At 60.9% G+C, this 15273-nt stretch carries 13 protein-coding genes; 1 reads left to right on the top strand and 12 read right to left on the bottom strand.

Annotation, left to right across the window (positions count from 1 at the left end; all coding sequences use genetic code 11):
* Positions 1 to 9: 9 nt before the first annotated feature.
* From QA646_RS15760 to QA646_RS15745, 4 genes are all read right to left on the bottom strand, one after another.
* A complete protein-coding gene (locus QA646_RS15760; RefSeq protein WP_283056358.1) occupies positions 10 to 597 on the bottom strand; it encodes a hypothetical protein in 588 nt (195 codons plus the stop codon).
* Positions 598 to 699: 102 nt separating this feature from the next.
* Positions 700 to 1725, bottom strand: a complete 1026-nt coding sequence (locus QA646_RS15755) for a hydroxyacid dehydrogenase (RefSeq protein ID WP_283056357.1) — start codon at positions 1723 to 1725, stop codon at positions 700 to 702.
* Positions 1722 to 3578: a DUF2264 domain-containing protein gene (locus QA646_RS15750; protein WP_283056356.1), complete on the bottom strand. Its 1857-nt coding sequence runs from the start codon at positions 3576 to 3578 to the stop codon at positions 1722 to 1724. The genes QA646_RS15755 and QA646_RS15750 overlap by 4 nt, the downstream gene beginning before the upstream one ends.
* Positions 3579 to 3620: 42 nt before the next feature.
* On the bottom strand, positions 3621 to 4643 hold the full coding sequence (locus QA646_RS15745; RefSeq protein WP_283056355.1) for a LacI family DNA-binding transcriptional regulator: 1023 nt from the start codon (positions 4641 to 4643) through the stop codon (positions 3621 to 3623).
* A 161-nt stretch (positions 4644 to 4804) separates the two neighbouring features.
* On the opposite strand from QA646_RS15745, the gene QA646_RS15740 reads away from it, so the two are divergent.
* A complete protein-coding gene (locus QA646_RS15740; RefSeq protein ID WP_283056354.1) occupies positions 4805 to 6100 on the top strand; it encodes an extracellular solute-binding protein in 1296 nt (431 codons plus the stop codon).
* A 126-nt stretch (positions 6101 to 6226) separates the two neighbouring features.
* Here the strand turns inward: QA646_RS15740 and QA646_RS15735 are convergent, their stop codons facing one another.
* From QA646_RS15735 to QA646_RS15700, 8 genes are all read right to left on the bottom strand, one after another.
* Complete coding sequence (locus QA646_RS15735; RefSeq protein ID WP_283056353.1) at positions 6227 to 6670, bottom strand: SRPBCC family protein; 444 nt, start codon at positions 6668 to 6670, stop codon at positions 6227 to 6229.
* Between the two features lie 224 nt (positions 6671 to 6894).
* Entirely contained in the window at positions 6895 to 8625 is a 1731-nt protein-coding gene (locus tag QA646_RS15730) for an ABC transporter substrate-binding protein (protein ID WP_283056352.1), read from the bottom strand.
* Positions 8626 to 8750: 125 nt separating this feature from the next.
* A complete protein-coding gene (locus QA646_RS15725; protein WP_283056351.1) occupies positions 8751 to 9038 on the bottom strand; it encodes a DUF2160 domain-containing protein in 288 nt (95 codons plus the stop codon).
* A 12-nt stretch (positions 9039 to 9050) separates the two neighbouring features.
* The gene (locus QA646_RS15720) at positions 9051 to 9974 is read right to left on the bottom strand and encodes a carbohydrate ABC transporter permease (protein WP_283056350.1); all 924 of its coding nucleotides are present in this window, start codon (positions 9972 to 9974) and stop codon (positions 9051 to 9053) included.
* Positions 9971 to 10843 (bottom strand): sugar ABC transporter permease, encoded by an 873-nt coding sequence (locus tag QA646_RS15715; RefSeq protein WP_283056349.1) that lies wholly within the window; start codon positions 10841 to 10843, stop codon positions 9971 to 9973. Before QA646_RS15715 ends, QA646_RS15720 begins: the two co-directional genes overlap by 4 nt.
* 2 nt (positions 10844 to 10845) lie before the next feature.
* Complete coding sequence (locus QA646_RS15710) at positions 10846 to 11916, bottom strand: ABC transporter ATP-binding protein (protein WP_283056348.1); 1071 nt, start codon at positions 11914 to 11916, stop codon at positions 10846 to 10848.
* Positions 11917 to 11931: 15 nt separating this feature from the next.
* On the bottom strand, positions 11932 to 13014 hold the full coding sequence (locus QA646_RS15705; protein ID WP_283056347.1) for an ABC transporter ATP-binding protein: 1083 nt from the start codon (positions 13012 to 13014) through the stop codon (positions 11932 to 11934).
* A 943-nt stretch (positions 13015 to 13957) separates the two neighbouring features.
* The gene (locus QA646_RS15700; protein WP_283056346.1) at positions 13958 to 15001 is read right to left on the bottom strand and encodes a zinc transporter ZntB; all 1044 of its coding nucleotides are present in this window, start codon (positions 14999 to 15001) and stop codon (positions 13958 to 13960) included.
* Positions 15002 to 15273 lie beyond the last annotated feature (272 nt).

Below are 15273 nucleotides of genomic sequence, written 5' to 3'. Positions count from 1 at the left end.
ACAGATGGCTTAATTGCAATTGCGCAACTGCGAGGCATAGAGGGCCGACATGCTGGCGACCTTCTGTGCCGTACGCTGCAGGTCGCCGTTACCGCGCCACGCTCCTTGCTGATAGCCCTTCCAGCCGACATAATAAGCCAGATAAAGATTATAGGGATCGTTCAGCGGGATGCCGTTCCGCACATGGCTCTGGGCGTGATACCAGCCGATGAATTCGATCGCGTCGGAGAAGTCGGAGCGGCGCGCACCCCAGCGGCCTGTGTCGCGTTGGTAGTGCTCCCAAGCGCCGTCGAGGGCCTGGGAATAGCCGTAGGCACTGGAAGGCCGCGTCCAGGGAATGAAGCCGAGCAGTTTCCTGCGTGGTGGCCGGGCATGCGGCTGGAAGCCGGATTCGGCGTAGATCGTCGCCATCAGAATCGGGACGGGCACGCCGTATTCCCGCTCGGTGCGCTCGGCGGCACGCTGCCAATTGTTGAACCAGCCGTCGCGCTGATCGAAGATCGCGCAGACATTACGGGTATGGGACGGAGCCGTGGCACAGCCCGCCAAAATTCCAAACAACAACAACGCGGCGATAGACACGATACGGGTACGCATAACTAACAACCTCTTCACTGAAGCGATTGCTAGCCCAGAATGATTAAAAACGGGTTTTCCGCGCGTGCCGAAATGGGGCGGTTTGGTGATGATTCCGGGGCTTTACGCCATGCGCGCCAGGTCGTCGCGGCGGATTTCATAGAGCAACGGCTTGCCCTCGATAAAGCGGCTGACCTCATCGACCGCCATCTCGCCGAGGCGGGTGCGTTCCAGGCCGACGGCGCCGGCGATATGCGGCGTCAGGAAGATGTTCGGCAGCTCATAGAAGGCGGAGCTTGCCTCCGGGATTTCCGGATCGGTGACATCGATGATCGCGTCGATGCGGCCGGTTTTCAGCGCCGCGAGTAGGGCGGCCTCATCGACCAGCGCGCCGCGCGCCGTGTTGATGAAGGTGGCGCCCTGCTTCATCAGCGACAGGCGGCGGGCGTCGATCATGTGCCGCGTCGCCGGCAGCGAAGGGGCGTGGAGCGAGACGATATCGGCGCGGGCCATCAAGGTGTCGAGTTCCGTTTTCTCGACGCCGAGCCGCCCCGCTTCCGCCGCATCGACCATCGGATCGTAAAGCAGGATTTTATAGTCGAACGGCGCGAGCAATTCGATCACCCGCCGGCCGATGCGCGATGCGCCGATGATGCCGACCGTTCTGCCATAGTTGCCGATCGCTTCGCTCTGCATCGGCTGCGTTCGGCCGCGGTGGCGATCGGCGACATAGGCATCACGGAAGCGGAAGACCTGTTTGCCGGCGAAGATGATGGCGGCGAGGGTGAATTCGGCGACCGGCAGGGCATTGGCCTGCGCCGCATGACTCACCGCTATGCCTCTCGCAAACAGGCTGTCGTCGATCAGGCCCTTCACGGTCCCGGCCGCATGCGCCACCAGCCTCAGATGCGGTGCCCGCTCCAACACCGCGGCATCTATATGCGGCGAGCCCCAGCAGGTGATCAGAATCTCCGTCTCGCCCAGCAGCCTCTGCGCTCTTTCGTCGTCAAAACTTTCCATTGGCGCGACGTCCAGTACCCGGGCGATCGTGTCGAGCCGTCGGATCAGTTCGGGCGTCAAGACATGCTGCGTGCGTGCGGGCTGCATGGCAAAGGCAATGGTGGGGCGATCTGGGAGGGATCGGGTCATGCCGGCCGTCCCGGCACGTCGATGGCGCTGACGGTGACGCCCTTTTCAGCGATCAGCGCGCGCAAGATATCGAGGTCGGGTTTTGCCGGCGGTTTCGTCCAGGCGCCGGAGACGGCGGCGGGATCATGCTCGGCGAGAATGGCGGATACGAGAATGGTCTCGCCCGATGGAATCGCCCCGCGCAGTTGCGGCACCAGTGTCTTGGCAACGATCAGATTGGTGTTGGGCGGCGCTTTCTGCGCAAGGCCGTCGCGCGGGACCGTGGAGCCGAGATCGACAATGCCGCTGAAATCCGTCTCGCCGATAGCATAGGCAGTGCCTTTCTGCGACGAAAGCGTATCGGCCTCGAAATCCCGCCGGGCAATGGCAAAACCGCCTTCGGCGGTCTGCAGCGGCCGCGGCGTGATGATCTTGTGCAGGCGGATATGCCAGGGTGCGGCGGGTATCAGCCAGGTTTCAACTGTGACATCGGGCCAGGGCGACCACTTGGCGTAAAGCGTATCGCCGGCGAGCTTCGCCTCTTCATTGGTCTCGCGAACACGATAGTGCAGGCCATCGTCGCTGAAGGCGAGCATGTTGTCGAAGGCGCCGCCGGCAAAGGCGCGCTCGTCGCTTTCGACACTGAAACCGTAGCGGGCGGAATAGGCGAATTTGGCGTATTTTTCCGACCCGAAGCGCATCTGCAGGTTTTCCTGGCCGGAAGACAGCGCCACGACATCAGCTTTGCCATGCACCATCACCATGCCGGGGTGCTTGAGCGGCACGATCGCCGGCTCAGTGACCAGCGGCTTCTCATCCGCAGTCCAGAAGGGATGCGTCTCCGGGAGCGCCAGCGGCAGGAAGGCCTTGAAGGCCCAGTAGGGTGAGCCGGCGGAATTGTAGTTTTCCGACATCAGCAGGTTGGGATAGCCGTAGCCGATCGGCAATGTGCCGTCGCGATTGGCGATCGGCTTGTCGGCCCACCAGCGCAGGTGCCGCAGACAGAGCCCCTTGATCTCGCCCCAGGGCAGCGCCTCGACATCGGCAAAGGCGAGTGCCGACCAAAAGCCGGCGCAGGCAAAGCGGTAGGTCAGGCTGCGGCCGAAGGGCACGGTGGCGCCATCAGGCGCGAACCAATGGCGGAAATCCTTGGCGAAGAGAATGGCGCGCTCGCGATAGCGCTTGGCGCGGTCATCATCGACGAGCTTGGAATAGATCAGCCCGTAGAAATGCATGGCGAAGGGAATGTAGTGATCGATGCGCCTGATATTGCCGTCGCGGTACCAGCCATCGGCAATGTAAAAGCCGTCCAATTCCCTGAGGTAATCCTCCGTCAGGCTGCGATCGAACTCCGCGCCGAGACGGTCGAGGGCGATATCCACGAGAACGCGGAAGAATTTCCAGTTGTTGTCGGCATAGTCGAAGGTGCGGGCGTGCTTGAGATAGGCGATGAGATTGTCGCGGGCCTTGCCATCGAGCGGTTCCCAGATCTTTTCCGGTACCAATGCCAGCGCAAAACCCAGAGCGGCGAGTTCGACCATGCGCTGGTCGCGGCCGTTGACGGTGCCCCAATATTCCGGATGACTGGGATCGACGCCATTGGCAATCCCTTCGGCATAGCGGCCCCAATGCGCAAAATCGCCGCCGCCGGCGCCGAACGGCGCAAGACCCCAGAGCGGGCGGGCGAAACCTTCGAGATCGGCGGCGGCGCGGTCGAAATGGGCGCCGGCGGCGTCGATGCGGACCCGGGCGTTGCCCTTGGAGAAGTAGGGAAGCAGCGGACAGAACAGGTCGATCAGCGCTCGGCACATATCGGTGCGGTTTTCCAATGGATTGCCGGCGAGCGGGTTGGTGCTGGCGGGGTCGTAGGTCATCGGTCTGGCTCTTTTTCGGTCGTTGCCGCTAAAGATACGGGCTCAAGTTTCGGGCGGGAGCGTGCCGCCGGAAATGGGAACGACGGCATGACAGACTTGGCGCGCGGGCGCGTCGCGATCGCGAAAGCGAGCGGTCATTAAACCGATGGCTTCGCGTCCGATGGCGGCGCGGTCGACGCGCATGGTGGCGAGGCGGGGATTGGTCATCAGCGCGCAGGGCAGGTCGTCGAAGCCGACAATGGCAAAATCGTCCGGCACGCGTAGACCGGCTTCCATCACCGCTTCGAGCACGCCGACCGCGACGAAATCATTCATGCAGAAGGCGGCGGTAAAGCTGCGATCCTCGGCAAGGGCAGCGATCGTGGCATCATGGGCTTCCGCGCTGGCGCTGCCGCGGAACGTCAATGGCACGATACGGCCCTCACCGCCTTCGACGGAAGCAATTGCCGCCTCGAAGCCACGGATGCGCTCGAGAATCGTCTGGCGATGCGAACCGGTGAGATGCAGGATACGGCGGTGGCCGGCGTCGATCAGGCGTCGCGTCGCCGCGTAAGCGCCAAAAAAATTCGAGGGCGAGACACCATCGAAGCGCAGCCTTGAATCGGTGCCGTTGACGAGCACGACCGGCGTGCCGCTATCCTCCAGCCAGATGCGTAACTCATCGGAGGGATCGATGCCGACGAGGAAGAGACCCTGGGCACCGGCGGCCTGGAGATATTCCCTGATATGGTCCGGCGCTGTCCTTGCTTCGCGGACGAGGCGAATGTCGAAGGGCATGCCTTGTTCGGCTGCGCCGGCGCGCAGGCCCTCGACAATGCCTTCGTAGAAGACGCTTAGGCCGCCGGTGACGCTATCGCTGGCAATCAGCGCCAGCGCGGCCGGCATGGTTTCCACGGCCTGTTTGACGGGATAGCCGAGATCGCTCGCCACCTTGAAGATGTGCTGGCGGATTGCCTCGCTGATTCCAGGTTCATTGGTCAGTACCCGCGACACCGTCGAAACGGAGACGCCTGCCTGGATGGCAATGTCGGCTTGCCTTACACGTTTGGATCGAATTTCACTCATGCGGCAATAGTTTCGCAAATTATGCAAATTTGCAAGAAAAAGATTATTTATTGCATTACGCAACACAATTGCATATCCTCCCGTTGAATTTGTCCGCACAAGGCGTCGGGAGATCGCCGCGGGCAGTGCGTCATAGGCATCGCAAGAGAAGGAGGAATCTCATGCGCATGAATCGCCGTTCATTCATGATTGGAACTGCCGGAGCCGCCGCGGGCCTCGCTTTCGGAGCCGGCGGATCGCTGCCTGCTTTCGCCGATGCGACGCAATTGCGGGCAATGTGGTGGGGCTCACCCGATCGCGGCAAGCGCACGGTCGCCGTCGCCGAGCTGTTCCACAGCAAGAACCCGGATATCTCCGTCGTCGGCGAGAGCATCAGCGGCGACGGCTACTGGGCCAAGCTCGCAACGGGAATGGCGAGCCAGAACATAGCGGATGTCTTCCAGCTCGAGCCGAGCACAATCTCGGATTATTCGAAGCGTGGCGCCTGCATGCCGCTCGACCAGTTCGTCCCCTCGACGTTGAATGTCGACAGTTTCGGCAAGGATGTGCTGAAGCTCACAACGGTCGACAACAAGCTCTATGGCGTCGGCCTCGGTTTGAATTCCTTTGCGCTGTTCTATGATGAGGACGCCTTCAAGAAGGCCGGCCTGACGCCGCCCGGCCCGACCACGACATGGGCCGAATATGCCGATCTGGCGGTCGAAATGACCAAGGCATCCGACAAGCGCGGCTATTGGGGCGGTCCCTACGGCGCGCGCTACAATTATGTCTTCGATGCCTGGCTGCGCCAGCGCGGCAAGAGTCTCTACGCGGATGAGGGCGGTCTCGGCTTCGGTGTCGACGATGCCAAGGAATGGTATGCCTATTGGGAAGACCTGCGCCAACGCGGCGGCACGGTTTCCGCCGATGTGCAGACGCTCGACCAGAACACCATCGAGAGCAATTGCCTGGCGCTCGGCAAATCGGCCATCGGCATGGCTTATTCCAACCAGCTCGTCGGCTATCAGCTTGTTGTCAAGGGCAAGCTTGCCATCACGATGCTGCCACGCGAAAAGAAGGACGGTCCTTCCGGCCATTATTACCGCCCAGCCCTGATCTGGAGCGTCGGGGCCACCAGCAAGAATGGCGAAGCGGCCGCAAAATTCATCAATTTCTTCGTCAACGATCTCGAAGCAGGCAAGATCCTTGGCGTCGAGCGCGGCGTGCCGATGTCGCCTGCCGTGCGTGCCGCCATCCTGCCGACGCTCAATCCGGTGGAACAACAGACGGTGAAATATGTGGAATTGTTGAAGGATCAGGTCGGCGCCTATCCCGCGCCGGCGCCGCTTGGCTCGACCGAATTCGACCAGAACGTCATGCGCCCGGTCGCAGATCAACTCGCTTTCGGCAAGATCACGGTTGCGGAAGCGGCGCAGAAGCTGCTGGACGAGGGGAAGGCGAAGCTGAAGAGGAGCTGATGGAGTGAGATTCATTCAGGGCCGTGCGATATGCCGCGCCTCTGACCGTTCCGTCCCTTCTCAATGACATCTCCCTCACATGGAGGGAGATGTTCAGATCGGCAAATGCCGTAAATCCGTGACCTTTTATTCGTTGATATCCGGCTCGACGAGTTTTGCCAGATTGCGTAGCGACTCCTGCCAGCCGAGATAGCAGGCTTCCGGCGGAATGACGTCGGGCACACCGGCCTGGGTGATATTCACTTCCGTCCCGACCAGGACCTTCTTCAAGGTCACGGTCACTTCCATTACGCCCGGCAGGTTGGGATCGTCGAACTTGTCGGTATAGCGCACCAGCTCGCCGGGAATGAGCTCGACATATTCGCCACCAAAGGCGTGGCTTTTACCTGTCGTAAAATTGCGGAAGGACATTTTGAACGTGCCGCCGGCCGTTGCTTCCAGATGATGCACGGTGCAGACGAAGCCGTTGGGCGGAAGCCATTTGGCAAGCGCGTCCGCCTCGATGAATGCGCGATAGACCTTTTCCGGGCTGGTTGCCAGAACGCGATGCAGGCGTATGGTATTCGGCATGGTTGTGATCCTTCTGAACTGAATTGGACGACCTTAGGACGAACGGTACCTCAGTAATCCGACATTGGATCGATCTTTTCTTCAAAAAATTATTCAGCTCTGACGCGGTATGAGATCGGCCGTGGAACACTTCGGTCTCAAAAGGCCGATTTTGCAAGGTCGTTTACAGAAAAATGCCGGAGCCCTTTCGAGCCCCGGCATCCCCACCCCACTATAGATCGGGCTTATTTCGCTGCGTCAGCCCAGCTCTTGACCAGTTCGTCATAGTTGACGGTAACCGGCTTTTCCTTCTCGTTCGCGATTTTCAACTGAGGAGCAAGATGACCGTTCTTGACGGCATCGGCGTTCCAATAGTTGAGATCATGCTCTTCGGCGAGCTTGGGACCGATATCGCCCTGCACGCCTGCGCGTTCCAGGCGCTGCAGCACCTTTTCCTGATCGCCGCAAAGCGCATCCATGGCGCCCTGCGCATCCTTGGCGCCGGATGCGGCATCGCCGATCGCCTGCCACCAAAGCTGCGCCAGCTTCGGATAGTCAGGAACGTTCGTGCCGGTCGGCGACCACTGTACACGCGCCGGCGAGCGGTAGAACTCGATCAGACCGCCGAGTTCAGGCGCGCGCTTGGTAAAGCTCTTGTCGCGGATGGTGGATTCGCGAATGAAGGTGAGGCCGATCTGGCTCTTCTTCACGTCCACCGTCTTCGAGGTCACGAACTGCGCGTAGAGCCAGGCAGCCTTGGCGCGGTCGACCGGCGTGGACTTCATCAGCGTCCAGGAACCCACGTCCTGGTAGCCGAGCTTCATGCCGTCCTTCCAGTAGACGCCATGCGGCGAGGGAGCCATGCGCCATTTCGGCGTGCCGTCGGCGTTCATGACCGGAAGGCCTGGCTTGACCATGTCGGCGGTAAACGCCGTGTACCAGAAGATCTGCTGGGCGATATTGCCCTGTGACGGAACCGGACCGGATTCCGAGAAGGTCATGCCTTGGGCTTCCGGCGGTGCGTAGGCCTTCAACCAATCCAGATACTTCTGGATGGAGTAGACGGCGGCCGGACCGTTGGTGTCACCGCCGCGCGCGACGCAGGAGCCGACCGGACGTGAATTGGCGTCGACCTTGATGCCCCATTCGTCGACGGGCAGACCATTCGGCAGGCCCTTGTCGCCGTTGCCGGCCATGGACAGCCAGGCGTCGGTGAAGCGCCAGCCGAGCGAGGGATCCTTCTTGCCGTAGTCCATATGGCCGAAGACCTTCTTGCCGTCGACTTCGCGACCGGTGAAGAACTGGGCGATATCCTCATAGGCCGACCAGTTGACCGGTACGCCGAGGTCGTAGCCGTATTTGGCCTTGAAATCGGCCTTGTTCTTCGGGTCGTTGAACCAGTCGTAGCGGAACCAATAGAGGTTGGCGAACTGTTGGTCGGGAAGCTGATAGAGCTTCTTGTCCGGAGCGGTGGTGAAGCTGGTGCCGATGAAGTCGGCAATGTCGAGATTGGGATTGGTGACGTCCTTGCCCTCGCCCGCCATCCAGTCGGTCAGGTTGCGCACCTGCTTGTAGCGCCAATGGGTGCCGATCAGGTCCGAATCGTTGACCCAGCCGTCATAGAGGTTCTGGCCGGTCTGCATCTGCGTCTGGATCTTTTCGACCACGTCGCCTTCCTGGATGACGTCGTGCGTGACCTTGATGCCGGTGATGGCGGTAAAGGCAGGTGCCAGAACTTGCGATTCATACTGGTGCGTCGTCAGGGTTTCCGAAACGACCTTGATTTCCATGCCCTGGAAAGGCTTGGCCGCATCGACGAACCATTGCATTTCCTTTTCCTGGTCGGCGCGCGAGAGCGTCGAAAGATCGCCGATCTCCTTGTCCAGGAACGCCTTGGCTTCGTTCATGCCGGCGTGGGCCGTGCCGGCCAGGGCCAGCAGCGCGACAGCCGTCGTCGTCAAGAGATGTCTTCGCATATATTCCTCCCTACAGGTTGCGAGTGCTTTGTCAGACAGCCAGACCCCCGGCCATCTGTATCGACTTGTCTTACGGCGCCACCTGTCCGGAAATGGGCAAAGGGCGCGGTAACTCTTTGAAACCGTTAGACCAGGCGGAAAACGCCGATGGCGTAGACCACGGAAATGGCAACCGCCCACCACAGGTTAGGCCCTCCGAGGCCTAGCCACGCGATATGAATGAAGGCGGCGCCGAGCAGCGAGACGAACAGCCGGTCGCCGCGTGTCGTTTCGAAATGCAGGATGCCGACGCGCGGATTGCCGCCGGGCGAGAAATATTCCCAAATGGCCATGCCGAGCAGAAGCAGAAGGATGGTCACGAAGAACAGCGCCGTCGGCAGCGTCCAGGCCATCCAGGAGAAATCAGTATTCATGGCGGTTTCCTCTTAGACGCGGCCGAGCGCGAAGCCCTTGGCGATGTAATTGCGGACGAAATAGATGACGAGCGCGCCGGGGATGAGCGTCAGCACGCCGGCGGCGGCAAGCAGGCCCCAATCCATGCCGGCGGCGGAGACCGTGCGCGTCATGATGGCGGCGATCGGCTTGGCGTCTGTTGTCGTCAGCGTGCGAGCGATCAACAGTTCGACCCAGGAGAACATGAAGCAGAAGAAGGCGGCGACGCCGATGCCGCTTGCGATCAACGGAATGAAGATCTTCAGGAAGAAGCGCGGGAACGAATAGCCGTCGATATAGGCCGTCTCGTCAATCTCCTTCGGCACGCCGGACATGAAGCCTTCGAGAATCCAGACCGCCAAGGGCACGTTGAACAGGCAGTGCGCCAACGCCACGGCGATATGGGTGTCGATCAGGCCGAAGGCCGAATAGAGCTGGAAGAAAGGCAGGGCGAAGACCGCCGGCGGCGCCATGCGGTTGGTCAGCAGCCAGAAGAAGACATGCTTGTCGCCGAGGAACCGGTAGCGCGAGAAGGCGTAGGCTGCGGGCAGGGCGCAGGCAACCGAGATCACCATGTTCATGACGACATAAGTGATCGAGTTGATATAGCCCTTGTACCAGGACGGATCGGTGAAGATGATCGCGTAATTGCGCAGCGTCGGCTCATGCGGATAGAGCGTCAATCCGCTGACGATCTCCTCATTCGTCTTGAAGCTCATGTTGACGAGCCAGTAGATCGGCAGCAGCAGGAAGATGATGTAGAGCGTCGGCACCACCCAGGACCAGCGCCCTTCCTCGCGGTGCCGGCTTACCAGTTGTGTGCCGGTCGTGGGGGTGACGCCCGCGACCGGGCTGGAAGCTGCCACTTTGTTCATGGCGTTATCGCCCGCGGAGGTCGTAAGAGGTTTGCCGCTCATCGCGTCGCTCCCGCATCATAATTGGTCATGACGGTGTAGAAGACCCAGGACAGCAGAAGCACGATCAGGAAGTAGATGAGCGACATTGCCGCCGCCGGGCCGAGATCGAACTGGCCAAGCGCCATCTTGACGAGATCGATCGACAGGAAGGTCGTCGAATTGCCGGGGCCGCCGCCGGTGACGACGAAGGGTTCGGTATAGATCATGAAACTGTCCATGAAGCGCAGGAGCACGGCGATCAAAAGCACGCGGTTCATCTTCGGGAGCTGGATGTAGCGGAAGACGGACCAGCGCGAGGCGCCATCGATCTTGGCGGCCTGGTAGAAGGCATCGGGAATGGAGGCGAGGCCGGCATAGCAGAGCAGCACGACGAGGCTGGTCCAATGCCAGACATCCATGATGATGATCGTCGCCCAGGCATCGGCCGGATCGGACACGTAGTTGTAGTCGATGCCGAGGCCGACGAGGACATAGCCCATCAGGCCGATATCGCTGCGGCCGAACACCTGCCAGATCGTCCCCACGACATTCCACGGGATCAGCAGCGGCAGCGCCATCAGCACCAGGCAGACCGGCACGCCGATCCCCTTCTTCGGCATGTTGAGAGCGATGAAGATGCCGAGCGGCACCTCGATCGCCAGGATGACGAAGGAGAAGATCAGGTTGCGGATCATCGAATCCCAGAAGCGGCTGGAATGAAGAATCTCCTCGAACCACTGCGTCCCCGCCCAGAAGAACACGTTGTTGCCGAAGGTGTCCTGTACCGAATAGTTCACCACCGTCATCAGCGGGATGACGGCCGAGAAGCCGACCAGCACCAGGACGGGAATGAGCATGAACCAGGCTTTGTTGTTCCAGGTCTTGTCCATGATCAGGCTCCCATCTCGACGCGCCAGGAGTTGGCATAGATATTGATGCCGGCGGGATCGAAGGCGATGTGCGGTTCGGCCGGCACGGTCTGATCCTCGCCGATGATCGCCGTGATCTCCTGTCCTTGCAGTTTGGCGCGCACCACCTTGCGGCGGCCGAGGTCCTCGACCTTGGTCACGGTCGCCGGCATGCCCTCGCGGCCGAGGCGGACGAATTCCGGGCGGATGCCGAGTTCAGTCTTGCCGCCCTGGCCGTTGGCTGGGGCGCCGGGCAGCGCGACGGTGCTGCCGGCAAGGCGGGCGTTGCGGCCCTCGATCTCTACCGGCATGACGTTCATGCCCGGCGAACCGATGAAATAGCCGACGAAGGTGTGGCGCGGCCGCTCGAAGAGATCGTTCGGCGTGCCGATCTGCACCACCTCGCCATTGTACATCACCACCACCTTGTCGGCGAAGGTCAGCGCCTCCGTCTGATCGTGGGTGACATAGACCATGGTGAAGCCGAAGCGGCGGTGGAGCTGCTTCAATTGCGAACGCAGCACCCATTTCATATGCGGGTCGATGACCGTCAGCGGTTCGTCGAACAGGATGGCGCTGACATCGGAGCGCACCAGGCCACGGCCGAGAGAGATTTTCTGCTTGGCATCGGCCGTCAATCCACGCGCCTTGCGATGGGCGCTGTCGGAAAGGCCGATCATCTCGATGATCTCATCGACCTTGCGCTTCACTTCGGCTTCCGGCACGTGCCGGTTGCGCAAGGGAAAAGCGAGGTTTTCAAAGACCGTCATCGTGTCGTAGACAACCGGAAACTGGAAGACCTGGGCAATGTTGCGCTCCTGCGTTGACAGCTTGGTCACGTCCTTGCCGTCGAAGAGGATACGGCCTTCCGAGGCGCGCACGAGGCCGGAAACGATGTTCAGCAGGGTGGTCTTGCCGCAGCCCGACGGTCCGAGCAGCGCATAGGCGCTGCCGTCCTCCCAGCTATGATGAACTTCCTTCAGCGCATAGTCCGCATCGGATTTTGGGTGGTCGTTATAGGCGTGTCTTATATGGTCAAGGTCGATGCGTGCCATTGGCCGTGTCTCTCCTCAGGCGGCCCGTTGCAGGGCGGGTGTGACGGCGGCGCCGTTGGTGTCGAACACCATGATGTGGCGCGGGTCGATGTAGATATCGATCGCGTCGTCGACATCGATGTCCTCGACGCCCTGGGTCAGCATGACCCAGCGCTGGTCGGCGAAATCGATGTGGATGAAGCTTTCCGAACCGGTGATTTCGGTTACCATCACCCTTGCAGGCGCTGCGACCGCCTCGGATGTCTGCGGCTTCAGCGCCAGATGGTGCGGCTGGAAGGCGATGGTGTAGGGGCCGTCCGGCTGGGCTTCGAGGCCCTGCGGCACCGGCAGGCTTATCGCGCCGTTCAGCACGAAGAGATTGCCGCGCTTGTCGAGCGAGATCGTGTTCAGCGGCGGATCGGCGAAGGTGACGGCGGTGATCAGATCCTTCGGCCTGCGGAAGACATCGATCGTCGGTCCGAACTGCGTGATCCTGCCTTCCGACAGAGTGGCGGTATTGCCGCCCAGAAGCAGCGCTTCGGAGGGCTCAGTCGTGGCGTAGACGAAGATGGCGCCGGATTCGGCGAAGATTTTCGGCAATTCGGCGCGCAGCTCTTCGCGCAGCTTATAGTCGAGATTGGCAAGCGGCTCGTCGAGCAGCACCAGGCCGGCATTCTTGACGATGGCGCGGGCAAGCGCCGTGCGCTGCTGCTGGCCCCCGGAGAGGCTGAGCGGCAGGCGATCGAGGAAGGGCCCGAGCCGCAGGAGATCGGCCGCTTTCTTCACCTCGCGGTCGATCGTCGCCGCATTGACGCCGCTAAGGCGCATCGGCGATGCGATATTGTCGTAAACGGTCATGGCCGGATAGTTGATGAATTGCTGGTAGACCATGGCGACGTTGCGCCGTTGCACGGGCACGCCCGTAACATCGGTGCCGTCGACGTGGATCGTGCCCGAAGTCGGCTTGTCCAGCCCAGCCATCAGCCGCATCAGCGACGTCTTGCCCGAAAGTGTCGGTCCGAGCAGGACATTCAACGAGCCGCGCTGCAGCGTCAGGTTCGTTTCGGCGATGTGCATTTCGCCGCTGACCGCCTTCGACACGTTTCTAAGTTCAAGCACGATATGCTCCTTCCGTGCGTCATATGGTGACGCTGCGACGGATTGGCCGTGAGGCCTGTTTGTTGCCCATTGGGTAACGATCCGGAGGATATGACTCCGCCCCGATCGCTTATGTCTTCACTGAGCGATGCCTGTTGCCAAATCGACTAAGGTATCGACACTGAGAGCCCCGCCCCTTCGACAGATTGGGGCGCGGCTGGATGGTCGTGGGGAAGCGAATTGCGTCAATCCGGATGTCAGGAGTTCGCGATGGCGCAGACCATGGCGAATATGGTTCGGAGCCCGTGAGGCGGAAGCCTGCATCTTCCTTTGAAGGATACGGCAAGCACGCCCGACGCGACTGCGGCTCACGCCATAATCAATGACATCCGTGACGTCGATTTGAGTTTTGGACAATTGTATCTCCCCTCGTTTCGATTTCCGCCCCTCACGCGAAAACCGAAACCGGAATGACGATAAATGAAGATAAAGGAATGTCAAACGAAAATTGGGCGCGCCGCAATTTCCAATCGAAACCCGTATCCAAGGCACATGCCTTCACCCACGTCGCAACTTGGATCGATATCGAAAATGGCTGAAAGTCCGCCCAAGCATGGAGAGCCAAGGTACGGCGGTTCTGCCCCGCATGCTCGGCTTTCCCTTTCCGAATAGGGCCGAAGAATCAGGTGAAGAAATCGCAATCGTCCCCCGGCAGGATAGCGGCTGGCCTTTTCCGGGATAAGATCGACACTATGCCGGCCGGCCGATGACATCGATGAAGCCGTTCTTGATAATCACCTCCAGCGGTCCTTTCATGATGTCGTAACACCAGTCCGGATCGCCTGTCGTATATTCGAAAGCGATGAAGTTCGCAGAAGCGTGGCCGAAACCCTCATAGGCACGCCCTATCCAGCCGCTGGCGGTGCCGTTCAGGGCGGACTGACCGGTGTTGGGGTGCTCTGATCTAAAGCCAGTTGATGCGCTTCAGCACCCAGAGAGTCGCGATCGAGCTTACCGTGACGAAGACGACGATGATGATGAAGGCCCAGGTGTCGTTGACGCCGGGAATGCCCCCGACATTCATGCCGAAGAGGCCGGCCACGACGCTTGGCGGCAAAAGCAGGGCCGCGAGGGCGGCAAGGCGGTTGGAGTTGCGGGCGATGCGCTCGCTGATGACGGTCGACAAGTCGTCGTGCAGGATGCTGGTGCGGTCGCGGATGGCGTCGAGATATTCGATGTAGCGCATCAGCTTGTCGATGACTTCGCGCATGCGCAGCTTGTCGCGCTCGGCAAGCCAGGGCGCATCGTCATGCTCGATGCGGTTCAGCGCGTCGCGTTGCGGGGCGAGATAGCGGCGAAGCTGCACGGCTCGCCGGCGCAGCAGTTTCAGACGTTCGCGCACCTGGCCGGCTTCGCCATGGAAGATCAGTTCGTCGAGTTCGTCCACCTCTTCGTCCATGGCGTCGAGCACGGGTTCGAGGTCGCGCACCAGCTTGTCGCCGATGAGAGCGAGCAGGTCGCCGGTGCGCTGCGGTCCCTTCTTCTTCTCCAGCGACAGGCGGATATCGCGCAGCGCGGTGATATAGTGACCGCTGTCGCGGAGCGAAACAATGCGATTGCCATCGACCCAGAGATGTATGGGCACAAGGTCGATATCGGCAGGTTTCTGCGTCGCGCCGTCCGGCGACGTGGCGCAGACGCCTCGCAGGATGATCAACAGGCCATCGCCTACGGGTTCGACGCGCGGGCGCGAATCTTCTTCCAACAGCGCTTCGATGACGAAGGGATCGAAACCGCTTTTATGGGTGACCCAGTCGGCTGCGGCGGGGTGGTCGCGCTCGAGATGCAGCCAGGTCACACCCTCTCCGGGTTTCCAGACACTGACCTCATCCAAGCACAACTGCTTGCAGCCGCCGTGTCCGTCGAGCTGGGAAGCGAAACGCAAACCCGGTTCGGTGCCGTAGCTGACCGTCGAGGTGTTCGATGCTTCCATGGCGCCTTGACCCATCCGTCCCCCATGACAGCAAAAAGCGCAAGCAGCACAAGGATTTGTGGCGTGCTGACGCTATTTTATCAGTTCGGGTCAAGGTGGCAAGATGAGATGGATGGTGTGTGAAGCCCCTCATCCGGCCTCCTGAACTTGGCGAAGGGCGGCCACCTTCTCCCCGCCTTTTCGACAAGCTCAGGATGGGGCGAAGGGGATGGGCGCACTTGCAGCCTTCCCTTCATCCAGTTGCCTAGACGTGGGTAGAGAGGTCGTCCCCTCTCCCCGTCAAAACG

This window comes from Rhizobium sp. CB3090 (assembly GCF_029714285.1).
Lineage (GTDB): Bacteria > Pseudomonadota > Alphaproteobacteria > Rhizobiales > Rhizobiaceae > Rhizobium.
This window is presented reverse-complemented; position numbering and strand designations above follow the sequence as displayed.